We start from the raw sequence: 24,927 nt of genomic DNA, 5'->3' as shown, positions 1-24,927 counted from the left end.
ATGAATAAATTAACTCCTGGATCACAGAATTTTGATTTCTACTTCCTTCTGCCCTTATATAGTATTAGAACTTAGTTAATAATTTTTTTGAACTGTATTTTATTTTAAATCGAACTATGTTCTCTTATTATATTAGACATTTCTCCTAAAATTCCTTCAAAAAAATTACTTTTTAATACCTATGATCAAACTTAAAAAAGCTAATTTTGAGCACTATTGAAATTTTTCGTTAAACCATCTTAGTGAGATTGGATTACTGAAATCAAACTTTAGATGATTCGAAAAATTTCTTTATAAAGCGAAAAATTAGCTTTTTGCTGTAAAATCAAAAGCCCCTTTAAGCAATTGCTCAAAGGGGCAATGTACCAAATTATCAATTTTTTAGTTTTGGATCCAGAGCATCTCGCAATCCATCACCTAATAAATTGAAACCCAATACATTAAGCATAATTGCAATACCTGGAAAAGTAACAACCCAGGGAGCCAGCTGCAGAGCAGAACGGGCATCACTTAACATAGCTCCCCACTCGGGAGTAGGAGGTTGGGCACCCAGTCCTAAAAAACTTAACCCTGCTGCACTAAGAATAGCTGAGGCAATACTTAATGTAGACTGAACAATAAGTGGTGCCATACTATTTGGCAGTAAATATTTTATAATAATTCTTAAATCAGAAGCCCCCAAAGCTTTAGCCGCTTGAACATATTCACTCTCTTTAATTGAAAGAACAGAAGAGCGAATGATCCGGGCAAATTTAGGAATATTAACGATACTAATTGCAATCATTGCATTTCGAAGTTCAGGCCCCAAAATAGCAACGATGGCAATGGCCAATAAAATATATGGAAAAGCCAACATAATATCAACAACTCTCATAATTAAAAGATCAACCAGACCACCATAATAACCAGCCAGAACCCCCAAAATTATTCCAAATATTAAAGCCAGACTAATGGAAATAATTCCAATCAATAAAGAATATCTGGCTCCGTAAATTATTCTGCTTAAAATATCCCTGCCCAGTTCATCAGTACCCAATAAATGTTTAGCAGAAGGTGGTTTATACCGGGCCAGTATATTCTGCTTTATTGGATCATAGGGTGCTATATACGGTGCAAAAATCGCAGAAAATACAATCAGTGCGATAATAACCATTCCCAAAACAGCTGCCCTATTTTTCAAAAGCCGTTTCCAGGCATTTTTCCAGAGGTTATCTGAAACTTTATCTTTCTTCTTTGCCATACTACGCCCTCCTCTCCTACCGGCTAACTATAGTGAATCCTAGGATCAATAAAAGAATAAGTAATATCTACAATCAAATTTATAAAAACAAAACTCATTGAAATAACTAAAACTGCTCCCTGCACAAGAGGAAAATCCCGTGCCATAATAGCATCATAGGAAAGCTTTCCAATTCCGGGCCATGAGAAAATAGTTTCAGTTAAAACAGCACCTCCAAGCAAAAGACCAAACTGCAAACCAACCACTGTTACAATTGGAATCAATGCATTTTTAAAAGCATGTTTATAAACAACAACCCTTGAATGTAAACCTTTAGCATATGCTGTTCTAATATAGTCTTGCCGTAACACTTCTAACATACTTGACCTGGTCATTCTAGCAATAATAGCCATTGGAATAGTACCTAAAGCCAGAGAAGGCAAAACTAAATGTGACAGGACATCTTTTAGCGCTTTAAAATTTCCAGTCAGTAAACTATCTAAAACATATAAATTTGTCACTCGCTTTAATTCAACTCCCACTGTAATACGGGCAGACGGTGGTAACCAACCCAACTTAACACTAAACAACCAGATCAACATAAGTCCTAACCAGAAAATGGGCATAGAAACACCAAATAAAGCAACAAGCATACTAATATTATCAAAAATAGAGTTCTGTTTACATGCTGCCAAAATTCCCACTGGTATTCCAACAATCACCGCAAATAGCATACTGAAAAAAGTCAGCTCAGCAGTTGCTGGAAAACGTTGACCAATCTCCTCACTAACAGGTACATTTGAAATAATTGCTCTACCTAAATCCAAATGCAATAATCTCTTAAGAAATCTAAAATACTGAACTAACATCGGATCATTAAGTCCCAATTCTTCTCTTACCATTTCTAACATCTCTGGAGTTGCCTTTTCACCTAACATCACAACTGCCGGATCACCTGGAACTAGATGAATCATCAAAAATACCAGAAATGAAACACCAAGTAATATCGGTATTAAAAAAAGAATTCTCTTCACTATATAAGAATACATTTTCTCTACCTCCATCTCTCCTTTAATTGGTAAAATGTATGCGGTCAAAAGACCGCATACATTTTATCTTTTCCAGACAGTATTTAATTTTTCACTACCAGTTGGACTTGGAATATAACCCTCAATATTTTCTTTCAATCCTAATGGAGGAGTTGAATGTACCAGGAATACAAATGGAGCGTCATTATGAATAATAACCTGAGCTTTTTTATATAAAGCTGCTCTCTCTTCTTGATCGAAAATTTGTTGAGCTTTAACTAATATCTCATGTAATTCATCATTCACATAAGCATGCCGGTCATTATTAGTCTTATCAAGTAATACATAAATGAAGTTGTCAGGGTCACCATTATCTCCGGTCCAACCTAAAAGATATGAATCAGCCAAACCTTCTCTAGATTTATCCAGATAAGTACCCCAATCATAAGTTACAATCTTGGTTTTGATACCAACTTCAGCCAGATACTGTTGAATAGCCTGAGCAATTAACTTTGGCTGCGGCATATATGGTCTCGGTACTGGCATTGCCCATAATTCCATCTCAAAGCCATCTGGATAACCGGCTTCAGCTAACAGTTCTTTCGCTTTAGCAGGGTTATATTCATAATCTTCAATTTCATCATTATAACCCCAGAGAGACGGAGGTAATACATTTTTGGCTGGAATTGCTAAGCCAGCATAGAAAGCTTCGATAATTGCTTCCTTATCAATAGCATGGCAAATAGCCCGACGAACCAGAACATTTTTCAAAGGTTCAAACCGCTGATTTAAACCAAAATAACCAATGTTCATACTGGGACGTAACACTAACTTTAAGCCTTTTGTCTTTTTAAGTATTTCAACATCATTGGGGCTAACACCATCAATTATATCAACAGTTCCAGCCTGTAATTCCATAAATCTTGCACCATTATCAGGAATGGAACGGAAAACTATCTTATCCAGATAAGGTCTACCATCCCAATAATCTTCATTAGCTTCAAGAATAATTCTATCACCCTTTATCCATTCAACAAACTTAAATGGACCTGTACCTACTGGATGGGTAAAATAGTCATCTCCCCATTTTTTTATGGCAGTAGGACTGGAGATACCAAATGGCACCATAGCCAGGTTAGCAAGGAAAGTAGCAAACTTCTGTTTTAACACAAATTGAATAGTATAATCATCTATAACAACAACATCCTGAATAACCCCTGGTAAATCATCACCAAACATCCAACCATAATACTTAAATTCACCAGGTATATGGTAGGGATGATCTTTAAGTCTCCAGCGGTCAAAGTTAAACTTTACAGCTTCAGCATTAAACGGAGTTCCATCATGGAATTTTACTCCCTTTCGAAGTTTGAAAGTCCAGGTTAAACCATCTTCACTAACCGACCAGGAAGTAGCCAATGCTGGCTTAATATTAGTAGTTCCCGGTTCATACTCAACAAGGGTATCAAAAATCTGTTGAGTTACTTTAAAAGATTCTCCATCAGTTTCACAAATAGGATCTAATCCAACCGAATCTCCACCGCGCCCCCAAATTAAAGTTCCTCCATACTTAGGTTCAGCAAAAATAGTACCCGTCAAAATAATAACAAAAAATACAAACAACGCTAAAACAGAAATTCTTTTAAACATTCTTTCTACCTCCTCGCTTCTTCATAATAATTAAATTAACCTTAAAATCAGAAACTACTATTCTTCTCTACTACTCTACCACCCCCTGATATAGCATTTTATATAAAAAGCTAATTTTTTGCTTCACAAAGAAATTTTTCGAGCCATTTAAAAAAAATTCGATTTCAGTAATCCAATCTCACTAAAATGGCTAAACGAAAAATTTCTATGGCGCTCAAAATTAGCTTTTTGCAGTTTAATCATAAAAATTATTTTATTTTTATTAATATTACCATATGCTTAAAACAATTTCAACTATATTTCGAATTATTTAAGAATAAAAATTATATTTCAGACTGTTGAAAAAAGGGGGTGCATATAACTTGCTTCCACAGGAGGAATAGAAAAACTAAATATAATTTCTTCTGCTACCGGACGCTCCGCCATCCTGGCTGCGCGTCCTTAAAAGTCAAGGTTTTCGCCTTCCTGGCTTCAACCTTGACTTATACACTTCAGAAATTATATTTAGTTTTTCTGGCAGTGCACGGGTAAGTCTCTAAAAAAGAAAGGTTTGTCAACAAGCTCAATTATATTTCTTCTTCTTAAAAATATATAAAGGATCTTACTGCAAAAAGCTAATTTTTCACTTCATAAAGAAATTTTTCGAACCATCTAAAGTTCGATTTCAGTAATCCAATCTCACTAAGATGGTTTAACGAAAAATTTCTATAGCGCTCAAAATTAGCTTTTTGCAGTTTAATCATGCAGACAAACTTAATAAAAACTGATAAAACAAAAAACACGGTTTTTTAAGCCACAGGTTTAGTTTTCATTTTAAAAACTTTCCCGTTGACCTGTTGTCATATAAATAATTCGCTCGCAAATATTAGTAGCGTGGTCTGCAATCCTCTCCAGATATCGCCCTACAAAAAGTAGATAGGTTGACTGATTAATGGTAGATGGATCAGCCATCATAAAGGTAAGTAGTTCTCTAAAAATTTGCGCATTTAAAATATCCACTTCGTCATCTTTTCTGGCAATCTCACGGGCCAGTTCCGGGTCTTGATTTACAAAAGCATTTAAACTCTGATGAACCATCTCACATGCTAAATCAGCCATTCGAGGAATATCAATCAATGGTTTAATCAAAGGTTCCTTACCTATCTTTTGTGTTATCCGGGCAATATTACAGGCATTATCACCTATTCTTTCCAGGTCAGTAATAATCTTTATAATCATTCCAATAGTCCGTAAATCCTTAGCTACAGGTTGTTGAAGAGCTATCAAACGGATACACTTTTCTTCAATCAATACCTCATACTCATCTATTCGTTCATCTTTTTCACAGACTTCTACCGCCAATTCAACATCTTGCTCTGCCAGAGACTTGACTGCCTTATGAATAGCTTCTTCCACATATGAACCCATCTTAAGCATCTCTTCTTTAAGTGCATTTAGCTCTTCATCGAAACTCCTTCTAGCCATAATGCTCCCTCCTCTCTATACTTTTTTAGTAATTATAACATATTTATAATAGATTTAGTAACATCCGTTTTATAATTTTTAACCAATATAAGATTATACTGCAAAAAGCCAATTTTGAGTGACATAGAAATTTTTCGCTAAACCATCTTAGCGAGATTTCCGACGAAATAAGGCCTCATCACAGGAGGTGATGAGCTAGTTCTAAGGCCAGGAGGGCCCTTTGATTAGGAAGCCTTATTCCGGCGGAAATCGAGCTTTAGATAGTTCGAAAAACTTCTCAAGGAGCAAAAATTAGCTTTTTGAAGTTTAACCATATAACTGTTTGTATATCGCTTAACCAGAGATTTTTATATTAACCAAAGCGACCGGTAATATAATCCTCTGTTCTCTGATCGGAAGGTCTTTCAAAAATAATTCCTGTCTCATTATATTCAATCAGCTCACCCATCAGGAAAAATGCAGTATAATCAGAAACCCGGGCCGCCTGCTGCATACTGTGGGTTACGATAATAATGGTATAATTTTCCCGTAATACATCAATCAATTCTTCAATTCTACCGGTAGCAATAGGGTCTAAAGCAGAAGCAGGTTCATCCATCAGAATAATTTCCGGTTTCACTGCTAAAGCTCTGGCAATACAGAGCCGCTGTTGCTGTCCCCCAGATAGGCCCATAGCAGAATCATGGAGGCGGTCTTTAACTTCATCCCAGAGAGCACTAGCCTTTAAACTCTCTTCCACAATTTCATCCAATATATTACGATCTTTGATTCCATGAATACGCGGACCATACGCCACATTATCATAAATAGATTTGGGGAATGGATTTGGACGCTGAAAGACCATACCCACCCGTTTCCTTAACTCAACCACATCCACATCTTTATCATAAATATTTTGACCATCTATAATTACTTCACCTACTACCCTGCTTCCCTCAATCAGGTCATTCATCCGGTTTAGGGTCCTTAAAAATGTAGATTTGCCGCAACCTGACGGCCCAATAAGAGCAGTAACACGATTCTTATAGATATTGAGAGAAATATTCTTTAAAGCATGAAAATTACCATAATAAACATTCAGATTTTTTACTTCAATTTTTGTTTCAATACCAGTCTTAATTGTCATATATCACACCACCTTCTTTAAATTCAAAATTATCTGGCGCCTTTACCTTATTTTTTTAAATTTAGATCTAAACCGATACCGCATAATAATAGCCAAAAGATTCATTGTCAAAACCAGAGTTATCAATACCAGAGCTGTACCATATGCTAACGGTCGAACTTTCATAATCGAATGATGTTGAGTAGACAAAACGTAGAGATGATATGGTAATGCCATAAACTGACTTGTTATACTATCAGGCAAAAAAGGTAAAAAGAAAGCTGCTCCTGTAAAAAGTATCGGTGCAGTCTCACCGGCAGCTCTGGAAAGTCCCAGAATAGCTCCGGTCAACATACCGGGTAAAGCTGCAGGTAAAACATTGGTCTTTATAGCCTGCCAACGGGTAGCCCCCAAGGCCAGGGCACCTTCCCGATATGACTTTGGAACTGTTTTTAGTGCTTCTTCACTAGCGGTAATTACCACAGGAAGGGTCATCAATCCCAATGTCATACCGGCAGAAAGAAGGGAATATCCAAACTTTAGAGTTTCAACAAATAAGGCCACACCAAAAAGACCGTAGACAATAGAAGGTACACCAGAAAGGTTTCTAATTGCCATCCGGATAATCCGGGTCAGTTTGCCCTGTTTTGCATATTCAGTCAAGTAAATAGCTGTCGCAAATCCCACAGGAATAGTCAGAAAAGCAGTTATAAAAGTTACATAAACAGTACCTATAATAGCCGGAAAAATTCCTCCTTCTGTCATCCTGTTTCGAGGTGCAGAAGTTAAAAACTCCCAACTAATTACACCATAACCCTTAGAGAAAATATCAAATAAAATTATACCTAAAATTGCCACAACTACCACCATCGAAAGCCTCAATAAGCCAAAACCGATCTTTTGGTTTATTTCCCGCAGATTAAGTCTTTCCACCTACTTCACCTCCTGGTACTTATGCAGAATAATATCAGAAACCAGGTTTACTACAAAAGTCATTAAAAATAAGACTAAACCTATGGCAAATAACCCATAAAAGTGGGTTGTATAATAAGGTACTTCTCCCAATTCAATAGCAATAGTTGCAGTCATAGTTCTAACCGGACTGGTAAAACCCTGTGGAAAAGCAGGAGCATTCCCTGTTGCCATCAACACAGTCATGGTCTCTCCAATTGCCCTTCCCATACCCAGCATTACAGCTGCAATAATTCCTGACAGAGCTGCAGGTAAAGTAACCCTGATTAAAGTTTGCCAACGGTTAGCCCCCATTGCCAGAGAAGCTTTTTTGTATTCTATCGGAACAGAAGAGATGGCATCTTCTGAAAGGGAAATTATAGTCGGTAAAGCCATGATACTTAACAAAATTGAACCATTAATGGCATTCAAACCATTGGTTGTACCTAAAACTTTTGCAATTATTGGACCTGAAAGTACAATACCGATAAATCCAATTACCACAGAAGGAATACCTGCTAAAATTTCGATAATAGGTTTTACAATCTCACGGAACTTTGGTGATGCCACTTCTGCGAGATAGGCCGCACATGCAATTCCTATAGGTACAGCAATAACCATTGAACCAAAAGTCACCATCAAAGTACTTACTATTAAAGAAATAATCCCATACTCCGGATTCTTCCACCCTGTAGGATTCCAGATTTTTGATGTCAAAAACTCTCTTAGACTTACATCTTTAAAAAAGGGTAAAGCATTAGTTAACAGCAAATAAAAAATCCCCAGCAAAATAAAAATTGTAACAACTCCGTTAACCATAAAAAAATATTTAATACCCTTTTCTTTTAAGCCCAATCTTTTTTTGCTAAACGGGGGCTTCACATTTCTTACCTCCAATCTTTATTTTTTTACTCTAATGATTAAACTGCAAAAAGCTAATTTTGAGCGACATAGAAATTTTTCGCCAAATCATCTTAGCGAGATTTCCGACGAAATAAGGCCTCATCACAGGAGGTAATGAGCTAATCATAAGGTAATTAGAAAGCCTTATTTCAGATTTTTTTCATTTTGCACTGCGTAATTTACTGGCACACCGAAGAACCCTTCAGATTCAACAATCTTTTGGCCCTCTTCACTCAACACAAACTCAATCCAATCTCTTACAATACCCTGGGGAGTACCATTGGTATATTCATATAATGGACGTACTATAGGATAATTACCTGCTTTAACTGCCTCAGTATCAAGCGGATTATATGCTGGAGAATTTTCATCTTTCTTCACAGACAATATATTCAAACCAGGAATTTTATTGCCATTCTCATCTTTTATATAACCTACACCAACATAACCAATACCGGCTTCGTCTGCTTTAACTGCCTCAACAATTTGGGCATTACCGTTCATTCTCATCATATTTTGAGAGTAATCACCGTTTAAGACAAACTCCTGAACAAAAGCATAGGTACCGGAGTTACTTTGACGACCATATAATACAATCTTCTGGTCTTTGCCACCTACATCTTTCCAGTTAGTGATTTCACCGCGATAGATAGCACCCAACTGCTCTAAACTCAATTCCTTAACCGGATTATTTTCATTAACAATAAAGGATACACCATCCATACCAATCACAAAAGGAACCGGTTCAATATCGCGCTCCTTTGCCTGTTTAATCTCTTTATCCTTGATGGCCCGGGAAGCGTTAGCAATATCAATCTTACCATTAATCAATGCTGCAATACCGACACCTGAGCCTCCACCTGTTACAGCTACAGCAACTTCAGGTCTTTTTTTCATATAATGTTCCGCCAGAATTTGAGCTAAGTTTACGATCGTATCAGAACCTTTGATTTGTAACTGACCGGAAAGCATTTCTTCCTTATTTTTGTCACCACCTGACATAATACCTTTCAGCACAAAAATTCCACCGAATATTAAAACTACTAATACTATCAACCCCAAAACTTTTTTCGATCTCATATATTAAAACCTCCCTTAAGTATATAATTTTAAATGACAGTCATAGTATAACTTACATATGTTAGAGCTAGATGACATCAATGTTACAAAAACGTTAAAAATAATAAAGCTGGTCTCCTAACCGGAAACCAGCTTTATCCTTTCAGAAGTCTTTTGTATAATAAGAAATATACTCTCTCTGCTTATTATCAAAAAATTAGAGTTCATATTTTGATTTTACTGCAAAAAGCTAATTTTTCATTTCAAAAGAAATTTTTCGAACCATCTAAAGTTAGATTTCTGTCGAAATAAGGCACACTAATCAATGGGTCTCCTGACCCTTGATTAGCTCATCACATCCTGTGATGAAGCCTTATTTCGACTGAAATCTCACTAAGATGGTTTAACGAAAAATTTCTATGTCGCTCAAAATTAGTTTTGTGCAGTCTCAGTGAAAAAGGGAAAAAGTTGTATAAAAAAGAAAAGAAACCATTGAGCGAAGTTTTGCAGATACAAAAGAGCTCCATGGTTTAAGATTTTGCCGGATGAGATGGCTAGAGAAAGTAAGGGAACAATGTCTTCTCTCTTCGTCATGCCAAAATATGAGAAAAATAGCCCTTTATCTCTGGAAAAGAAATAATGGACCTGATTTTATAACTGATAATTTTAGAAAAGTTGCTTAATTTAGAGGTTTAGCCTATCTAATTTTAATAATCCAGATAAATTGCAATGGAAAAACTAGTGTTTGTCAACAACCTGTGATACTTTTTTTGGGAATCCCATCTGGGGCGGTAAACGTGGTCGTAGAACAGAAAAATCTAAAGTTATATGTGCTATATCTCTTGATGAAGAAGGCCACCCTAAGTATTTGAAAATGGAAATTGTATCTGATATTAAAGCTTCAACTTTAGGAGATTTTGCTTACCGCAACATTTAAGCTGAGTCGAAGATATCCAGTGATGCTTATCATTCCTACAGACAACTTGGGAATGATGGTAAGTTTAAGTACGAGTTTAAACACTATGATCCTCATGAGGATTCCCATTTTCTCAAATGGCTGTATACTGTAATTGATAATGCTAAGGCTTTTATAGAAGGTACTTATTATGGATTAGGAAAAAAGCATCTTTAGTCTTATTTAGAAGAATTCTGTTATCGTTTTAATCGTCGCTGGATGCAGAACTAGCTGTTTGACAGGCTTTTAGTAGCATGCACTTCTACTTCTACAATTACCTATGCTGAGTTAACTGCATAGCCACATAAACTTTTAAATTACACTCAGCTTTGTATTTCCAATTACAAAACCAGGAACATAAATAGAGCCATCAATCCCATACTCTTGTTCCTTTGTAATCTCAATAATATTATTAAACAATGATATCAAATTATTTTGAAAAAAAACTCTAGCCCTCCCTTTAATCTTATTATCACTCATTAAATACCCTTCAGAAGTTACTTGGAAATCACCTGTAGTAGAGTTCAATCCAGCAGCAATCCCTATTAAATCATCAATAATAAAGATTTCACTATTTTTACAGATAATCTCTTCCATCAAAGAAGTTCCAGACTCCACAGTAACAGATGTTGCTTTTACTATTGGCATCTGTTGATAATTTTGACGCCATGCCGAGGAAGTACTTTGAACTCCAATTTTAGAGCCGTATTTTATATCAGATATAATATTACATAAATTTCCCTTTTCAATTATCTTAACCTCTTTTCTTACTGACCCCTCTCGATCAATATTTGCATTACAAATTTTATTATTCCTTGCGTTTTCAATAATCGTTAACTGGTTACCAAAAAATATTTTTTTATCTAAATCTGAAATAAAACTCCTCTTATGAAAAATAGATTCACTTGTAAGTAAAGATAAAAATACATATATCAAGACGGAAACTGCATTAGGTGTTAATAAAATTGGGGAATCAATTACTTTCTGCTGTAATGGATTACTTTTTTTAACTTCTGCAATTTTAATTGCTTGCTGTATAACATCTTTTACATTAAAAAAATCACGAAAATCAGAAAAGAAACGTGTTATAAAAAAAGATTCATCAATGCTCTTATTCTTTATTCTAAAGTTGAATCCTAATGAATATAAATTTACATTCCCTCCACCTTGGACTTGAGCAGTATTTATAAGTAAAAATTGTTCAATTTCACTATAAAAATATATTGTTTTTAAACTTAAACCTACTCTTTTAAGTTCTTCATTCATTTTTTGAATCAGTTCTTCTGTCAAAAGATTAAATACATCAATCTTATCCTCAAAATTAAAATCAAAATTTTCCTTGGGTTTTATACAAGGAAAAGGCATATAAGATTCTTCGGGAGCAAATTTTAAATTTTGTTGAGCATCCTGAAGAGCTCCAAAAATTGCATCCTCACTAATACCAGGACGGAAAGAAAAACCGACCTTTCCTTTTTTAAATACTCTTGCTGAAATACCCATATCTGAAAATAAAGAATAATTTTTCTTCAAATTATCATTTATCTCATAACAATGCTTATCTTTCTGTGAAAAATATATTTCTGCACAATCCTCATGCTTTAATACTTTTTTTATAGTTTGTTCTAATTTATATATTTTTTCTTTCATCGTAGACCACCTACTTTTTGTGAAGAAATGCGTAACGTAGGTTGACCATAAGATACATCCACCATCTGTCCACTTTTTCCACAATCTCCAATTTCAAATTTTAAATCATTTCCCACCATATCAATTCTAGATAATACATCTAATGTATTTCCAACATACAAAAAAGGTTTAATAGCATCTGTAATTTCCCCATTTTCAATTAAATATCCACTACTAACTCCAAAAATAAAATCTCCTGTCTGGGTATTGACTTCCCCACCTGAAAATTCGGTAGCATAAATACCTTTCTTCGTACTTTTAATAATTTCTTCAGGCGAATATTCTCTTGGCTCTAAATATGTATTTCTCATCCGACATATTGGTTGAAATTGAAAAGACTCTCTACGCCCGTTTCCAGTAGGTTTAAAATTTAATTCCTTGGCTGTCCTTAAATCAGTCATAACCCCACTAATCACACCATCTTTAATAAGATATACAGAGTTTGATTTCGTTCCCTCAGAATCGTAAGGTTCATAAACCCAATCACTTTCAATATGACCTCTGTCACAAATTGTAATATAATCAGGGGCTATTTTTTTTCCTAACCTATAAGAGAAAACACTATTCTTTTCAAGAATTTCATCCGCCTCTAAGGCATGCCCACATGCTTCATGAATGAGAATTCCCCCTGCCCCTGGAGCTAGAACAAGATCCATTTTATCTGGTTTTACAGTTTTTAAACGTACACAATTTTTTGCTTCTTTCACTAAATCAAATCCGTTTTTTTTAATTAATTCCTTCAAATTAAAGTTATCACCTTTAGAAAAACATTTTTTCGTCTTAGTAATCATCTCTCCATTTAGATTAAACATAATATTAAGCTTAACTTTCAATTTGTTTTCAGCCAACTCAATAGATTTACCTTCATGATCTAATATAATTACCTTTTTTAAACAACCCGAAATATGACATGAAAGGTTATATAAATTCAAATTTTCCCGTGCAAAATACTCCAACTCATTAAAAACGAAATCTATTTCTTCATAAGGTAAATTAAATTTTTGATGAAGAGATTGATTTTGATATTGGAAATAATTATTAGTCGTTTGATATTTAATTCCATATTCTATATTTGTCGATAATTTTTTTAAAGCCATTTCAAATAGTTCATAAATATCTTTATATTCAGCTAAAGTCCTACATAAATACATCCGATTATTTTTTTGAATTATACGTAAACCTGCACCACGATTAGTTGAAAAAAGAGGCCCAACCCTTTCTGTCAATCCTAAAAACCAACTCATTTCAACAACTTCTTCAATATAAAAATCTATATAATCTGTTAGGGGTATTATTCTCTTTTGTAACTCAGCAAGCTCTACAACATCTATTTTCTCTATAGAAAAATTATCTTTAATCATAATTTTTTATCACTCCTTTAACCAATATATAATTATATAAGAATATTGGAAAAATAAATAAACATAAGTATAAGAGTGAGGCATGAACAGCTACAAAAAAATATCCTATAAATAAACATGAACCAAATATGAATTTAAATGACATAATCCCCATATTACTATAACTTCTAACAACAGCAAGTAATGGTAATAATATAGATATTGTAATATTTACCAGTATAATTCTAATAATAATCTGGATGGGGTTTAGTACTATCACCATAATAGTTAATAACAAAACAGAAATTATAACCGGAAGAGTAAGAGAACCAATTAACAATTCTTCAGGAGTTAAAGGAATTAAAAAACCTTCTTTTCGTTTTTGAATAGTCTTATTAAATAAATTTGCAAAATTGACAGTAATTCCTAATAAAATAATCCCACAACCAATCACAAATAAACTTTTTTCACTAGATTTCATTAAATATATAGCAAAAACAACCTGGGTTAAAAGCATTAACCAGACTCTAAATGAAAATCTAGAATAGATTATTAAATCTTTAAATATAATGGACCGCCAACCTATCAAATATAATGAATGTAAAAAGGTTCTTTTTTGAGAATTCTTTCTCTTCTCATACATCAATGTCTGTAATCCAACCCAATTACTTTCAAGCCAATATTTTTTACTTAAATAAATAAATTTACAGTATTCTCTAAATTTAGGCCATTGTATATAATCAGCAATAACAATTGATAATAGAAAACTTACTGATGAAGCAATCATCCAAAACATAATATAAACATCTTTTGTTGGAAAAAATATTATGATCAAAACAAATAGTAGAGCCTGGTACATAAACTTTATTGACTTTTTTTCAAGATTAAATTTTAACCAGGATATATTTGTCAAAAAAATTAAAATTAATGAAAAAATATAACTATTTACTTTTGTCAATTCATAAAAACGAAAAAAAGAAAAAATAATAAATGAAAGTATTATGATAGGTACATAAGATAATAATAATTTAATACCCACAATTACTTTTATATTCACTGGAGAAGTCATTATGAAATGAGTGCTGGGGACTGAGAAATAAATTGGTGGATGGTTATCAATAAATATCTTTTTAAAAGCAAAAATTAGAAAAAAAACATTAAATAATATCTGGAAAAATTTTGTTGAAATTTCTATATCTTCTATTAAATTCATTGCTTCAGGAACAATCGAAAGAACCAGAAATAGAACAAATATTCCCAGTACTACTTTTTTTCGGTGACGCAAAACAAACCTAATTTTGTTTTTTAATAGTAATGTAAACATCTGCAACAAAATCAACTCCCTTATTTATTCATGAGCTTTAAAAAGATTTCTTCCAGTGATAGATTTTTATTTTTAAAATTAATTTTTTCACTGATTTCTTTTTGGCTTCCAACAACAATAATTTCTCCCTTATTTAAAAATATATATCTATCACAAAAAGTTTGTGCTAAATCCAGAAGATGAGTTGAGACAATTATAGATTTATTCCTTCTTTTATATTCTCTAAAAAGGTCTTTTAGATTTTTTAGTGCTGCTGGATCCAGACCAGAAAAAGGTTCATCAGCCACCATTAAATCAAATTCTCGAATAAACCCACAACTGATCATAAACTTCTGTTTAGTCCCCTTTGATAATTGATCAGGAAATTTTTTTAAATGCTCCTTTAAATTTAAATAGTCAACAATAAACTCTTTACGTTTTTGATATTCATTTTGCGGAATTTTAAATAACATAGCAATAAATTGTAAATGTTCTTCTACAGTTAGATCTTCATAGTAGACCGGTTGTTCAGGAATATAAGATATATGTGTAGCAATCTCCTGTTGTTTTTTTAATATCTGACCATTGTAATAAATGTCACCCTGATCTCGTTCAATAAGTCCTAAAATACTCTGTATAATTGTAGTCTTGCCAGCACCATTTGGTCCAATCAAGCCCACAATTTCTCCACATTTGACTTCAAAAGAAACTTCTTTAAGAACTTTTTTGGTATCATAAATTTTGGTTAAATTATTAACTTGCAAAATATTTCTTCTCACCTTGATTCCTCCAAATATTATTGTTTTATGTAAGACAGATACACATGAAAAAATTTATTACCTGCTTTAATTACCTATTTTACTGATTCTTCAAATTTTTTCTTCCAGATACAATCCTCTTTTTTTATCTGATAAGCCATGCCATGACATCCGTCACAAGTATCAAGTAACTCACAAGAACCACAAAGATTTTTAGTTGGAGATTTTAAATTTTTTAACATTAATACTTTTTTAGAAGCAAAAATATCATCAATTTCATCAGTAACCAGATTCCCTAATAAATAATTAAAAGCCGTACAAGGAGTAACATCTCCATTTGGCAATATATTTATACTAATATATCCAGCACCACAATTCTGCTGTTCTTTTACCTTATCTAAGAGAACTCCTTCTTCATTTTTCCCAATAAAAAAATTTTCTGTTTCATAAATACTTTTTAATCTATTTATTTCCTCCTCTATTTCTTTAAATTCATTAAAATTATATGACCAATTTTCATTAATAGCCCTTCCCATTTTCATTGTACGACCTATAAGAACTTGAACAACACCCATCTTTTTACCATATTGAATTACAGATTCCATTTCATTTCTATTCAATGGATTTAATGTGAAAGAAATTACAACAGGTAACTTATATTTCTTTAAAGATTTTATCGCAAAATTCGCACGCTCAAAAGAATCACTTCGACCACGGATTATATTGTGAGTTTTTTCCATTCCATCAATACTAATCTGCCATGCAATATTTTTGTAGTTTTTTATTTTTTCTACAAATTCAGGCGTAAACATATACCCACTGGTAGCTACTGTTGCTACAAAAAATCTTTTAGAAATTTCATCTAATATATTAATAAAATCTTGCCGAATAGTTGGTTCTCCACCAGTTATAAAAAGCTTATTGGCTCCCATTTCTTGAAGTTTCTTTAAAACAATTAAAACTTCTTCAAAATTCATCTCATCTTTCATACTATAACCAGCTGAATTATAACAATGTCTACAAATTAATGGACATTGTCTTGTTAATTCGATAGTTATAGCCATTGGAGTTACACGATCAAAATCTCCATAAATTTTCCCTCGTTGCTTTAAGTTAACTACTAGTTTATCATTCATTACTATGTATCCCTCTTTAATACTCTCGTAGATAAAATTACTTGTCAATACTTTTGCTCTATTATAATCTTCAGAATACCGAATTGCCATCTCTTCACTAATCTTTTCTATAGTCTTTTTCTCATCACATAACTCTAAAATCTCTGCACCTGTTCTATTTACTAAATTATACTCCATTGAAGTTTGATTCCATTTATATATGATAGAATCTCCATACTGTTTGACCAAAACATAAGGTTCTACAAACAATGGATACATAATATTAACCTCCAAATTTTTTTTTAAGGGGCTATTAGATAATAGCCCCTTAAGATTAAATCATACAGCAGCAGCTACATACCATGGTATACATGGAAAGGAAACCAAACCTGGATTTAAACCTACTACTGCACAGCCAACACAACCAGCTATTTTTTTCCCCTTATAAGCAGGTGTATTCATTCTTCCCCTCCTTTCCTCTATTTGTTAATATATATATTCTACGTATAAATAATAATTTCTCCATATTTGCTTAAAATTTTTTAATTATCAGAAAATTTTTTTCGGTATCTATTATTAAATTCAAAAAGACCAATATAAACCATTTGCCATAATACCTGCTTTATATTTTACCATTTAGTTCAGAACAACATTTGATAAAGCTTCTTTTCTGTATAATTCTAAAAAAAGTTCTCCTTCGAACCACATTATAGTTGGTTGTTCATTACCAGGCAAATTTTTCTATATAGCCCCCTAATAGGTTTGGAGATAAAGTATGAAAATGATATAATTGATATAATAATGATAGAGGAGGTATTATTCATGAAACGTAAAAAATATTCTGATGAATTCAAACAACAAACAATAGAAGAATGTCAATTGATTAGTAATATTGAATTGGTTACACGTCGCCATGAAATTTCTAAGCAAACTATATATAGTTGGATTAAATCCAGTCGTCAAAAAGGTTATGCAGAATCTTTTCTAAAAACAAAGAAAAAACAGTATCTGGAAGTTTTAAAAAGATTAGAAAAAGTAAATACTGAGAATGATATGCTTAAAAGACTTCTTGCTGAAAAGAGAATTAGAGCTAGCAATTCTTAGAAATAAAGTAAACCCTCAATAGCGACAAAGTCGCCATAGCAAAAAAATGGATAGAATATGGATATAAAATCAGCTTGGTTTTAGGCTTTGTCAGCTTATCTTCATCTACATATGATGAGAACATAGCACAGGTTATACCTTTACCAGTAAAGGTATAAAAATCTCTGATGAGCAAATTAAGGAATGGGTATGTGAGTTGGTTGCTGGAGATGGGTTTCCTTATGGATATCATAAACTGACGGTATGCCTTCAGGAAGACTATGATCTTCAAATTAATAAAAAGATTTATAGGCTATGCAAAGAATTGAATATCTTAAGGCCACAGAGGAAAATTAAACAAAGGTATCCTCGTCGGTTAGCAAAAAGAAAAAAGATACATTCACCAAATCAACTATGGGAAATGGATATAAAATATGGATATATTTATAGAACTGATCAATTTTTCTTTCAACTATCACTAATAGACGTTTTCGACCGTTCAATAATAGATTATCATTTAGAATTATCTTGTAAAGCAAAAGACGTTTGTAGAGTTTTAAAAAATGCATTAAGAAAAAGGTGTATAGTAAAAGAAATGGACATGCCAAAAGTAAGAACAGATAATGGTCCTCAGTTTATTTCGAATGAATTTAATAGCTTATGTAAGGAATTAGGTATAGAACATGAAAGAATTCCTGTAAAAACCCCGAATATGAATGCACATATAGAGGCATTTCTTTCAATATTGGAAGAAGAATATTACAGTCATAATAAGTTTAAAAGTTTTGTGGAAGTATATTACATAGTAAGTAATTATATGAAGTATTATAATGAGAGAAGAAGGCATGGAAGTATCCGAAATATGCCTCCGACAAAGTTTTATGAAGCATTTAAAAATAATTCTGTGAAAATGGAATCTTTTAGAGCATAATCTCCAATATTAAGGGGTTAGCCCGAGCATAACCACAAAATGGGCAATAGTATGTAGGATGTGTTTTAGGTTGATGAGGCTTTTTTGGAGCCCATTGATATTTACAAACTTTACACTGAAGTTGATATCCATCTGGATCACGTCCAAAGAGTCTGAGATAATCTTCAGGGGCTCCACAGTGTGGGCATTCATCGACATCAACATTTAAAGATTCAATTCTGCGCATAGGTTTGATTGGTTGTCCATTTTTTTCAGCTTCAACGAGTAATGTTTGATAATCTTTGTAAACAGGTTTTAAAAGAGGTAAAGGATCATCGAGGTTGTTTAGTTTAGAGTAGTTGTCATCGATCTGATTAGATGGTTTAAAATCAACACGGAAATATTGTGAGAGAACTAAAAAGAGGTGAAAGAGAAAATTTAATAAAGAATTTAAGAGGAATATTGAGTAGTGGTTGACGAATCATAACTTACGAATCCCTCCATTCTGGGTGTAGTGAGTTGTGTTTTGGTCAACTACTACCTACTACTCCAGGGGGAGGGATTCCTTCTTTTTTAGGAAAATCCCGACCCTACAAGGAAAAACCAAGCTTTTGTCCCTTGGAAAAGAGAGAAAATTTGACGGAACGTAATTTAAAGAGGGAGGAAAATTAATGAAAGAATATATGAGGTTATTATTCAAAAATAAAAATTTTCGGCTCTATAATTAATGTTATGAAGAAAAAATTATAAAAATAAAAAGGCATTTGCTGGCTCCGTTGAATTAATTAGTTGCGAACTAAAAACCAAAGAAAGGAGCCCAGCAAATGCAAGATAATAATATTATAAAATTTCTTGATTTGCCAGACATTATTGCAACTGAAATTATTTCAACGGAGGACAGATATATTTTTATTGCTGAAGCAAAGAAAAATCACATTGTGTGTCCTCAGTGTGGTAATATCACTAATAAAATCTATGATACAAAATGGCAAAATATTAGAGACATCCCCATAAGAGGTAAACTAGTAATCATTAGACCTCTAAAAAAAGATATCGTTGTCCTTATTGTCATAAAAGGGGTATCCCTGAAAAATATGAAAGTATTGATAAATATGCCCGTAAAACCAAACGCTTTGATAAATATCTTGCTAAAGAAACTGTCAGCAAGGATTATTCTAAAGTTGCTAGAGAAAACGGGTTAAGTTATACAGCTGTTAATAATGCAGTTAAAAAAGTAGTTGACCCTCTCATTAAACAACAAGTTTCAAAACTTAGTCAATTAAAAGCCATCAATATCGATGAATTTGCAGTTTTAAAACGCCATAAATATGGAGTTAGCATTACAGATCCAATTAATCGGGAGTTAATTGACATTTTACCTACTCACAAAAAGGATGATTTAATTAACTACTTTAATTGTTAGGAAGATGAGCAAAGACGACAGATTCAATCGATCTCTATGGATATATGGTGTCCGTTCAAAGCAGTAGCAGATGCAGCATTTACTCATGAAAAAATTGTTATAGATAAATTTCACCTTGTAACTTTAATGAACAAAGCCCTTGACGAAGTTAGAAAACAAGTTCAACAAACACTAAATAATCATCAGAGAAGAAAGTTTTTTCAAAGTCGTTTATTACTCCAAAAACGAGCTGAAGAACTGACAGATGAAGAACATGAAAAGCTCATCGAATTATTTGAACTCAGCCCAGCTTTAGAAAAAGCCTGGGAACTAAAAGAGGAATTCAAAGACTTATTGCAGCTAGATGATGTAAAAGAAGCCACCAGAGCTCTAAAAAGGTGGTATAAAGAAATAATAAAAAGCAAGCTGATACCTTTTCACCAAGTAAAAAAGATAATACAAAGATAGAAAGAAAAAATACTAAATTATTTTAAGAATAAGATAACCAATGGCTTTGCTGAGGGTATCAATAACAAGATTAAATTGATCAAAAGGATTGGATGTGGTGTTCCAAATGTTATGAATCTAAGGAGAAGAGTATTTAATGTAATGTTAAGTTATTAAATTTAAATGTTTATTCCAAAACCAATTCACCAATCAATTCAACGGAGCCAACTTATCTTTCACAACATTTGACGGAGAGCCATAACATTTTTATATTTGATAGTAGTATCAAAAGATTTACAGTCCATTTAAGGCAAAATAAGCGATTAATCGACGCTATCGTCGCAGTTTAATTGATGAACGTTCTAGAAAGGTTAACTGTCTACAAAAAATTTTAGAAGGTGCTAATATCAAACATTCTTCTGCCGCTAATGATATTTTGAACAAATCCGGACGTAAAATGCTTAAACAACTTACCAATAGTGATAAGCCTGATCCAAAAATTATTGCACAATTAGCAAAAGGTAAATTACGAAATAAAATATCTCTTTTGGAAAAAGCATTAAAAGAACTTATTGGACACCATCAAAAGATGATTTTATTTGTTCAACTTAAACACATTGATGATTTTACTGCACAAAGCTAATTTTTCACTTCAAAAAAATTTTTCGAACCATCCAATGATATAAGGCAACTACATGGTTTAGCAAAAAACTTCAATACCGCTTAAAATTAGCTTTGTGCAGTTTAATCATAATATCTTTACTCTTATAAAGTCTAAAAATTAATCCCAAGTTCACTATTAGCTCCTAATAAATACTGCTGACCATTAATTTTTAATTTTAAAGAGTTACTACCTGGATCTAAACTCTTAATTTTTATATGCCGTTTACTTACTTCAACCTCATATTTCTTCCCAGCCCAGGTGAGAGGGAATTTTATCATTTCCCATTTTTCTGGAAGCCGCGGATTTATATTTAACTCCCCATCAATTACTCTTACTCCGCCAAAACCGTTTACAACAGCCTGCCAGATACCACCTAAAGAAGCAGCATGTAAACCGGCATCACTACTTTTAGGATTTTCTCCTAAATCAATCCGACTGGCTCTTTCAAAATACTTATATGCCTGTTTAATGTCACCTATATCTGCTGCCAAAATTGCATGGATACTGGGGCTTAATGAAGAATCGTGCAGAGTTTTGGGTTCATAAAACTCGTAATTAACTTTTTTCTCTTTTTGAGTAAATTGATTCCCTAACAGATATAATAACATTACTACATCCGCCTGTTTCAAAACCTGAGATTCTTTAATTTCTTCCCAGCTTAGGTGTTGTGCAATAGCTCCTACCTTACCTTTAAAAGGAGTTATATCTATCTCTTTTTTCTCCATAAATCCATCAAATTGCTCAATCAATCCGCTTTCTTCATCATGGCTTACGTAAATCTTCTCAGCTTTCATCTGCCAATCTTTTAATTCATCATCAGAAATATTTATTTTTTTAGATATCTCTCTCCATACCTCTGGTTTATCCTTCTTTAACCAATTGGCGATCTCAATTGCTTTATTTAAGTGCCATTTAACCATATAATTGGTATAAGCATTATTATTTACATGTTCACTATATTCATCAGGGCCAATCACATCATTGATTTCATACTGATCACGTTCTTCATTATATTCGACCCGGCTGGCCCAGAAACGGGCAGTTTCCATGAATATTTCGGCTCCGTAATTGAACATAAAGTCATAGTCATTTGTAACCTGCAAATAATGCCAGATAGCATAAGCAACATCACAGGTAATATGCTGTTCTATCTCTCCACACCAGATACGAATTTGTTCACCGGTTTTAAGATCCAGCCCACCCCACTTAGGTGTGGTCTCTTCACCGGTAATAGCACTTTCCCAGGCATACATAGCTCCCTTATATCCGGACTCACAGGCTTTCTTCCGCGCTCCATTCAGAGTATGATAACGATAAAAAAGCAGATTTCTAGCAATTTGAGGGAATGTATAGATAAAAAATGGTAGAATAAATATTTCTGTATCCCAGAAAACATGCCCTTTATATCCTTCACCTGATAAACCCTTAGCAGCAACACTGAGCCTGCTATCATGAACAGGTGTCATCTGATACAAATGGAACTGAGCAAACCTTATTGCCAATTGATCAAAATCTGGCCCATCAATTTTAATATCCATCTGATTCCACAATTTATGCCAACAATTTCTGTGACGATTAAAAAGCTCATCATACCCTAACTGTGCAGCATTTGTAACATCCTTAAGGGCTCTATCAACAACCTCTTTTTTTAGCTGATCCCCCTGTAAATTCAAAAATTCAGAATCTCTACCGGTATAGATAGCAACAAATTTCTCCACCACAAATTCATTTTCTTCTTCAACACTATATTCACTGGTTAAAAATAACTGACGTCGGTCAGTTTTAAATCTCTTTTCAAGTTCAAGCTCTTTATTTTCTAGAAAAAACCTATGGTGCACAGCCAAAGCCATGATGATATTAGACTCCTGAGTCTGACATGTGATGTACATATTTCCTTCTGAAAAAACTCTTTTATCTCCTTCAATAAAATGCTGTACACCACTATTGGTCACCTGTCCATTTAAACCCGACTGTATCTCGACTTTGCCTGAATAATTTAGCGGGATTATCTTAATCTGCATACCTGCCACATGTATATTATCCAATGAAACAAACCTTTTAAATATTAATCTACTTCTCTTTCCTTTAGGGCTCTGCCATTCCACATCCCTGATTAATTGACCATCTTTTAAGTTGAGTATTCGCTGATATGCTAAAACTTTACCTTGAGTTAAGTCAAACCTCTCCCCAGCCAATATTATTTCAACATTTAACCAGTCAGGAATATTGGCTAGCTCTGTAACCTCACCAGGAAACTCATCAAATAAACCAGCAATATAACAACCCCTACTTTCACCAATATAATGTTCTTCTGTAGCAGCCCTTACACCCATATAACCATTTCCTAAAGTAAATATAGTTTCAATTTTTCTTAAATATTCAGGATCAAAATTTGTTTCAGTAACTAACCAGTTATGATATTCATCTTTTCCGTGATTATACTTAATCGCCATGATAAAACCTCCTCCAAATAATACTTTATCCCTTGATTCCAGTAAAGCTGATTCCCTCTATAAAATACTTCTGGAATACTATAAAGAGAATAATTATTGGCAGAGCAGAAATAATTGCTCCAGCAAGCATTGGTCCCCAATCAAAGGCCACTGCATATGTCTGTCGGAAATTTAAAAGTCCTAAAGTCAAGGTAAACTTATCTTGAGGTGAAGTTAGTACTACTAATGGCCAGAAAAATTCATTCCATACTCCTTGAAATGTCAAAATAGTTAATGCTCCTAAAGCCGGTTTTGCCAGGGGCAGCATTATTTTAAAGAAAATTTGATAGGTATTTGCACCATCAATTCTTGCTGATTCTTCTAAGCTAACTGGTAGTCCTTCAAAGAACTGTTTCATAATAAAAACTGCACTGGCTCCTACCAACCCTGAAATAATCAAACCTGTATAAGTATTTAATAAACTATCCATACCAAAAAGTTTTGAGATTCCAAATATTCCATCCCTCAAGACCAGATAATTGGAAATAAAGGTTACCTGACCAGGAATCATCATAGAAAAAAGCATAAAGACAAAAATTGTATTTTTACCAGCAAATTTAAGACGGGCCAGAGCATATCCTGCCATTGAAGCAAATAATAATGTTGTTATTACCCGGACAAAGGCTAAATAAAATGAGTTAAAGATCCAGGACATAAAAAGATTTTTTCCTGTACTCCGGCTATAATTCTCACTAAATACCCTATGATAATTATGGAAAATATAAGGAATTACTCCTGAAGTTATATTATCCCAACTTTGCACCCGTCCTAACCGCTCAATTCGATTTGGATCTAGTGTACCCTTTACAAAAATCTGTTTGAAAGGAACAGTTATATCTAGAGGTAATCTATCAATAACAATATCTCCTGTATGACGAATTTCAAATCGATAAGTGACCAGAGTTGATCCATCTTCTAAAACCTCTCGCTCAACTTCTTTAATCTCACTTACTTCTGCATAATCAGCAGCAAATTCTTTTAACAGCAATGCAGCCGCAGCACTTCCCGGAATCCGTCGCGGAATGACTACTTCAGGAACAACAGGTTCTTTACCTGGTGCCACCTTATAAGTTACCTCAAAAGGAACAACTGCACCTGGAGCAAAAGCCCCAAAAAAGCCTCCACCCCCTCCGGCTTTCCCCAACTTATAAGCAGCAATCCAGTTCGAAAGCTTTAGCTGATTAACTGTAATTCTGGGCGGCCATTCTAAAGGGTCATCTTTAAGACTGGAAAGGGCAGCAAATAAAAATGGTCCCATAAATCCTATAGAAAAGATCAAAAGCAAAAGATAAACTGCCCCTACATTGGCCCATCTTCGCCGCCTTATCATATAAATATTAGTCATCGTCTTTGAACTATAAGCAGTTTTACTCCCCATCACATTCCCCCCATC

General features: G+C 33.5%; 20 protein-coding genes and 3 pseudogenes. 7 read left to right on the top strand and 16 right to left on the bottom strand.

Annotated elements, in window-relative coordinates; translation table 11 throughout:
• Nucleotides 1–373: 373 nt before the first annotated feature.
• The 8 genes from nikC to BBF96_RS14560 all read right to left on the bottom strand — a co-directional run bounded on the left by nikC (nt 374) and on the right by BBF96_RS14560 (nt 9,400).
• Entirely contained in the window at nt 374–1,240 is an 867-nt protein-coding gene (gene nikC / locus BBF96_RS14595; protein ID WP_127017830.1) for a nickel transporter permease, read from the bottom strand.
• A gap of 23 nt (nt 1,241–1,263) precedes the next feature.
• Nucleotides 1,264–2,268 (bottom strand): ABC transporter permease, encoded by a 1,005-nt coding sequence (locus BBF96_RS14590; RefSeq protein ID WP_127017829.1) that lies wholly within the window; start codon nt 2,266–2,268, stop codon nt 1,264–1,266.
• Nucleotides 2,269–2,331: 63 nt separating this feature from the next.
• A complete protein-coding gene (locus tag BBF96_RS14585; RefSeq protein WP_127017828.1) occupies nt 2,332–3,897 on the bottom strand; it encodes an ABC transporter substrate-binding protein in 1,566 nt (521 codons plus the stop codon).
• 813 nt (nt 3,898–4,710) lie between these two features.
• Nucleotides 4,711–5,361 carry a phosphate signaling complex protein PhoU gene (gene phoU / locus BBF96_RS14580; RefSeq protein ID WP_127017827.1) on the bottom strand — a complete coding sequence of 217 codons (651 nt, stop codon included), beginning with the start codon at nt 5,359–5,361 and terminating at the stop codon, nt 4,711–4,713.
• Between the two features lie 352 nt (nt 5,362–5,713).
• Nucleotides 5,714–6,487 (bottom strand): phosphate ABC transporter ATP-binding protein PstB, encoded by a 774-nt coding sequence (pstB, locus tag BBF96_RS14575; protein ID WP_127017826.1) that lies wholly within the window; start codon nt 6,485–6,487, stop codon nt 5,714–5,716.
• A gap of 42 nt (nt 6,488–6,529) precedes the next feature.
• Nucleotides 6,530–7,399, bottom strand: a complete 870-nt coding sequence (gene pstA / locus BBF96_RS14570; RefSeq protein WP_236777839.1) for a phosphate ABC transporter permease PstA — start codon at nt 7,397–7,399, stop codon at nt 6,530–6,532.
• Complete coding sequence (pstC, locus tag BBF96_RS14565; RefSeq protein ID WP_236777838.1) at nt 7,400–8,299, bottom strand: phosphate ABC transporter permease subunit PstC; 900 nt, start codon at nt 8,297–8,299, stop codon at nt 7,400–7,402.
• 165 nt (nt 8,300–8,464) lie between these two features.
• Nucleotides 8,465–9,400, bottom strand: coding sequence for a phosphate ABC transporter substrate-binding protein (locus BBF96_RS14560; RefSeq protein WP_127017825.1), 936 nt, complete (start codon nt 9,398–9,400; stop codon nt 8,465–8,467).
• A 426-nt stretch (nt 9,401–9,826) separates the two neighbouring features.
• Between BBF96_RS14560 and BBF96_RS14555 the strand changes: the two are divergent.
• Together BBF96_RS14555 and BBF96_RS14550 are read left to right on the top strand one after the other, a co-directional pair.
• Nucleotides 9,827–10,062, top strand: a pseudogene (locus tag BBF96_RS14555) (transposase); the annotation flags it as partial.
• 62 nt (nt 10,063–10,124) lie between these two features.
• Nucleotides 10,125–10,316, top strand: a complete 192-nt coding sequence (locus tag BBF96_RS14550) for a hypothetical protein (RefSeq protein WP_127017824.1) — start codon at nt 10,125–10,127, stop codon at nt 10,314–10,316.
• 330 nt (nt 10,317–10,646) lie between these two features.
• Here the strand turns inward: BBF96_RS14550 and BBF96_RS14545 are convergent, their stop codons facing one another.
• The 6 genes from BBF96_RS14545 to BBF96_RS17185 form a co-directional block, all read right to left on the bottom strand.
• Complete coding sequence (locus BBF96_RS14545; RefSeq protein ID WP_127017823.1) at nt 10,647–11,981, bottom strand: TldD/PmbA family protein; 1,335 nt, start codon at nt 11,979–11,981, stop codon at nt 10,647–10,649.
• Nucleotides 11,978–13,381 (bottom strand): TldD/PmbA family protein, encoded by a 1,404-nt coding sequence (locus tag BBF96_RS14540; protein WP_127017822.1) that lies wholly within the window; start codon nt 13,379–13,381, stop codon nt 11,978–11,980. Before BBF96_RS14540 ends, BBF96_RS14545 begins: the two co-directional genes overlap by 4 nt.
• A complete protein-coding gene (locus BBF96_RS16555; protein ID WP_164731121.1) occupies nt 13,374–14,156 on the bottom strand; it encodes a hypothetical protein in 783 nt (260 codons plus the stop codon). Before BBF96_RS16555 ends, BBF96_RS14540 begins: the two co-directional genes overlap by 8 nt.
• Before the next feature lie 548 nt (nt 14,157–14,704).
• The gene (locus BBF96_RS14530; RefSeq protein ID WP_164731120.1) at nt 14,705–15,442 is read right to left on the bottom strand and encodes an ABC transporter ATP-binding protein; all 738 of its coding nucleotides are present in this window, start codon (nt 15,440–15,442) and stop codon (nt 14,705–14,707) included.
• A gap of 74 nt (nt 15,443–15,516) precedes the next feature.
• A complete protein-coding gene (locus BBF96_RS14525) occupies nt 15,517–16,815 on the bottom strand; it encodes a radical SAM protein (protein WP_127017819.1) in 1,299 nt (432 codons plus the stop codon).
• 60 nt (nt 16,816–16,875) lie between these two features.
• Nucleotides 16,876–16,998, bottom strand: a complete 123-nt coding sequence (locus BBF96_RS17185; protein ID WP_257791998.1) for a hypothetical protein — start codon at nt 16,996–16,998, stop codon at nt 16,876–16,878.
• A 360-nt stretch (nt 16,999–17,358) separates the two neighbouring features.
• Here BBF96_RS17185 and BBF96_RS14520 point away from each other — a divergent pair.
• The 5 genes and pseudogenes from BBF96_RS14520 to BBF96_RS14495 all read left to right on the top strand — a co-directional run bounded on the left by BBF96_RS14520 (nt 17,359) and on the right by BBF96_RS14495 (nt 21,021).
• Nucleotides 17,359–18,550 (top strand): annotated as a pseudogene (locus BBF96_RS14520) (IS3 family transposase).
• Between the two features lie 803 nt (nt 18,551–19,353).
• Nucleotides 19,354–19,731, top strand: coding sequence for a transposase family protein (locus tag BBF96_RS16550; protein WP_164731119.1), 378 nt, complete (start codon nt 19,354–19,356; stop codon nt 19,729–19,731).
• Nucleotides 19,632–19,952: a helix-turn-helix domain-containing protein gene (locus BBF96_RS17545; RefSeq protein ID WP_418655026.1), complete on the top strand. Its 321-nt coding sequence runs from the start codon at nt 19,632–19,634 to the stop codon at nt 19,950–19,952. Before BBF96_RS16550 ends, BBF96_RS17545 begins: the two co-directional genes overlap by 100 nt.
• Nucleotides 19,953–19,970: 18 nt before the next feature.
• Nucleotides 19,971–20,555, top strand: a pseudogene (locus BBF96_RS14505) (ISL3 family transposase); the annotation flags it as partial.
• 280 nt (nt 20,556–20,835) lie between these two features.
• Nucleotides 20,836–21,021, top strand: coding sequence for a hypothetical protein (locus tag BBF96_RS14495; protein ID WP_127017816.1), 186 nt, complete (start codon nt 20,836–20,838; stop codon nt 21,019–21,021).
• A 131-nt stretch (nt 21,022–21,152) separates the two neighbouring features.
• Here BBF96_RS14495 and BBF96_RS14490 read toward each other — a convergent pair whose 3' ends face one another.
• Nucleotides 21,153–23,495, bottom strand: coding sequence for a glycoside hydrolase family 65 protein (locus BBF96_RS14490; RefSeq protein ID WP_127017815.1), 2,343 nt, complete (start codon nt 23,493–23,495; stop codon nt 21,153–21,155).
• A 25-nt stretch (nt 23,496–23,520) separates the two neighbouring features.
• Nucleotides 23,521–24,912, bottom strand: a complete 1,392-nt coding sequence (locus BBF96_RS14485; protein WP_236777837.1) for a carbohydrate ABC transporter permease — start codon at nt 24,910–24,912, stop codon at nt 23,521–23,523.
• Between the last annotated feature and the right edge of the window lie 15 nt (nt 24,913–24,927).

It is taken from the genome of Anoxybacter fermentans, from assembly GCF_003991135.1.
GTDB classification, from domain to species: Bacteria; Bacillota; Halanaerobiia; order DY22613; family DY22613; genus Anoxybacter; species Anoxybacter fermentans.
The sequence above is the reverse complement of the archived record's forward strand: the minus strand, read 5'-3'. Positions and strand labels throughout refer to the sequence as shown.

What these genes read in the sequence shown, in the direction of transcription:
- nikC (WP_127017830.1), bottom strand. Translation starts at nt 1,240, where the DNA reads ATGGCAAAGAAGAAAGATAAAGTTTCAGATAACCTCTGGAAAAATGCC.
- BBF96_RS14590 (WP_127017829.1), bottom strand. Translation starts at nt 2,268, where the DNA reads ATGTATTCTTATATAGTGAAGAGAATTCTTTTTTTAATACCGATATTA.
- BBF96_RS14585 (WP_127017828.1), bottom strand. Translation starts at nt 3,897, where the DNA reads ATGTTTAAAAGAATTTCTGTTTTAGCGTTGTTTGTATTTTTTGTTATT.
- phoU (WP_127017827.1), bottom strand. Translation starts at nt 5,361, where the DNA reads ATGGCTAGAAGGAGTTTCGATGAAGAGCTAAATGCACTTAAAGAAGAG.
- pstB (WP_127017826.1), bottom strand. Translation starts at nt 6,487, where the DNA reads ATGACAATTAAGACTGGTATTGAAACAAAAATTGAAGTAAAAAATCTG.
- BBF96_RS14560 (WP_127017825.1), bottom strand. Translation starts at nt 9,400, where the DNA reads ATGAGATCGAAAAAAGTTTTGGGGTTGATAGTATTAGTAGTTTTAATA.
- BBF96_RS14545 (WP_127017823.1), bottom strand. Translation starts at nt 11,981, where the DNA reads ATGAAAGAAAAAATATATAAATTAGAACAAACTATAAAAAAAGTATTA.
- BBF96_RS14540 (WP_127017822.1), bottom strand. Translation starts at nt 13,381, where the DNA reads ATGATTAAAGATAATTTTTCTATAGAGAAAATAGATGTTGTAGAGCTT.
- BBF96_RS16555 (WP_164731121.1), bottom strand. Translation starts at nt 14,156, where the DNA reads ATGTTTTGGATGATTGCTTCATCAGTAAGTTTTCTATTATCAATTGTT.
- BBF96_RS14525 (WP_127017819.1), bottom strand. Translation starts at nt 16,815, where the DNA reads ATGTATCCATTGTTTGTAGAACCTTATGTTTTGGTCAAACAGTATGGA.
- BBF96_RS17185 (WP_257791998.1), bottom strand. Translation starts at nt 16,998, where the DNA reads ATGAATACACCTGCTTATAAGGGGAAAAAAATAGCTGGTTGTGTTGGC.
- BBF96_RS16550 (WP_164731119.1), top strand. Translation starts at nt 19,354, where the DNA reads ATGCAAGATAATAATATTATAAAATTTCTTGATTTGCCAGACATTATT.
- BBF96_RS14495 (WP_127017816.1), top strand. Translation starts at nt 20,836, where the DNA reads ATGCTTAAACAACTTACCAATAGTGATAAGCCTGATCCAAAAATTATT.
- BBF96_RS14490 (WP_127017815.1), bottom strand. Translation starts at nt 23,495, where the DNA reads ATGGCGATTAAGTATAATCACGGAAAAGATGAATATCATAACTGGTTA.
- BBF96_RS14485 (WP_236777837.1), bottom strand. Translation starts at nt 24,912, where the DNA reads ATGGGGAGTAAAACTGCTTATAGTTCAAAGACGATGACTAATATTTAT.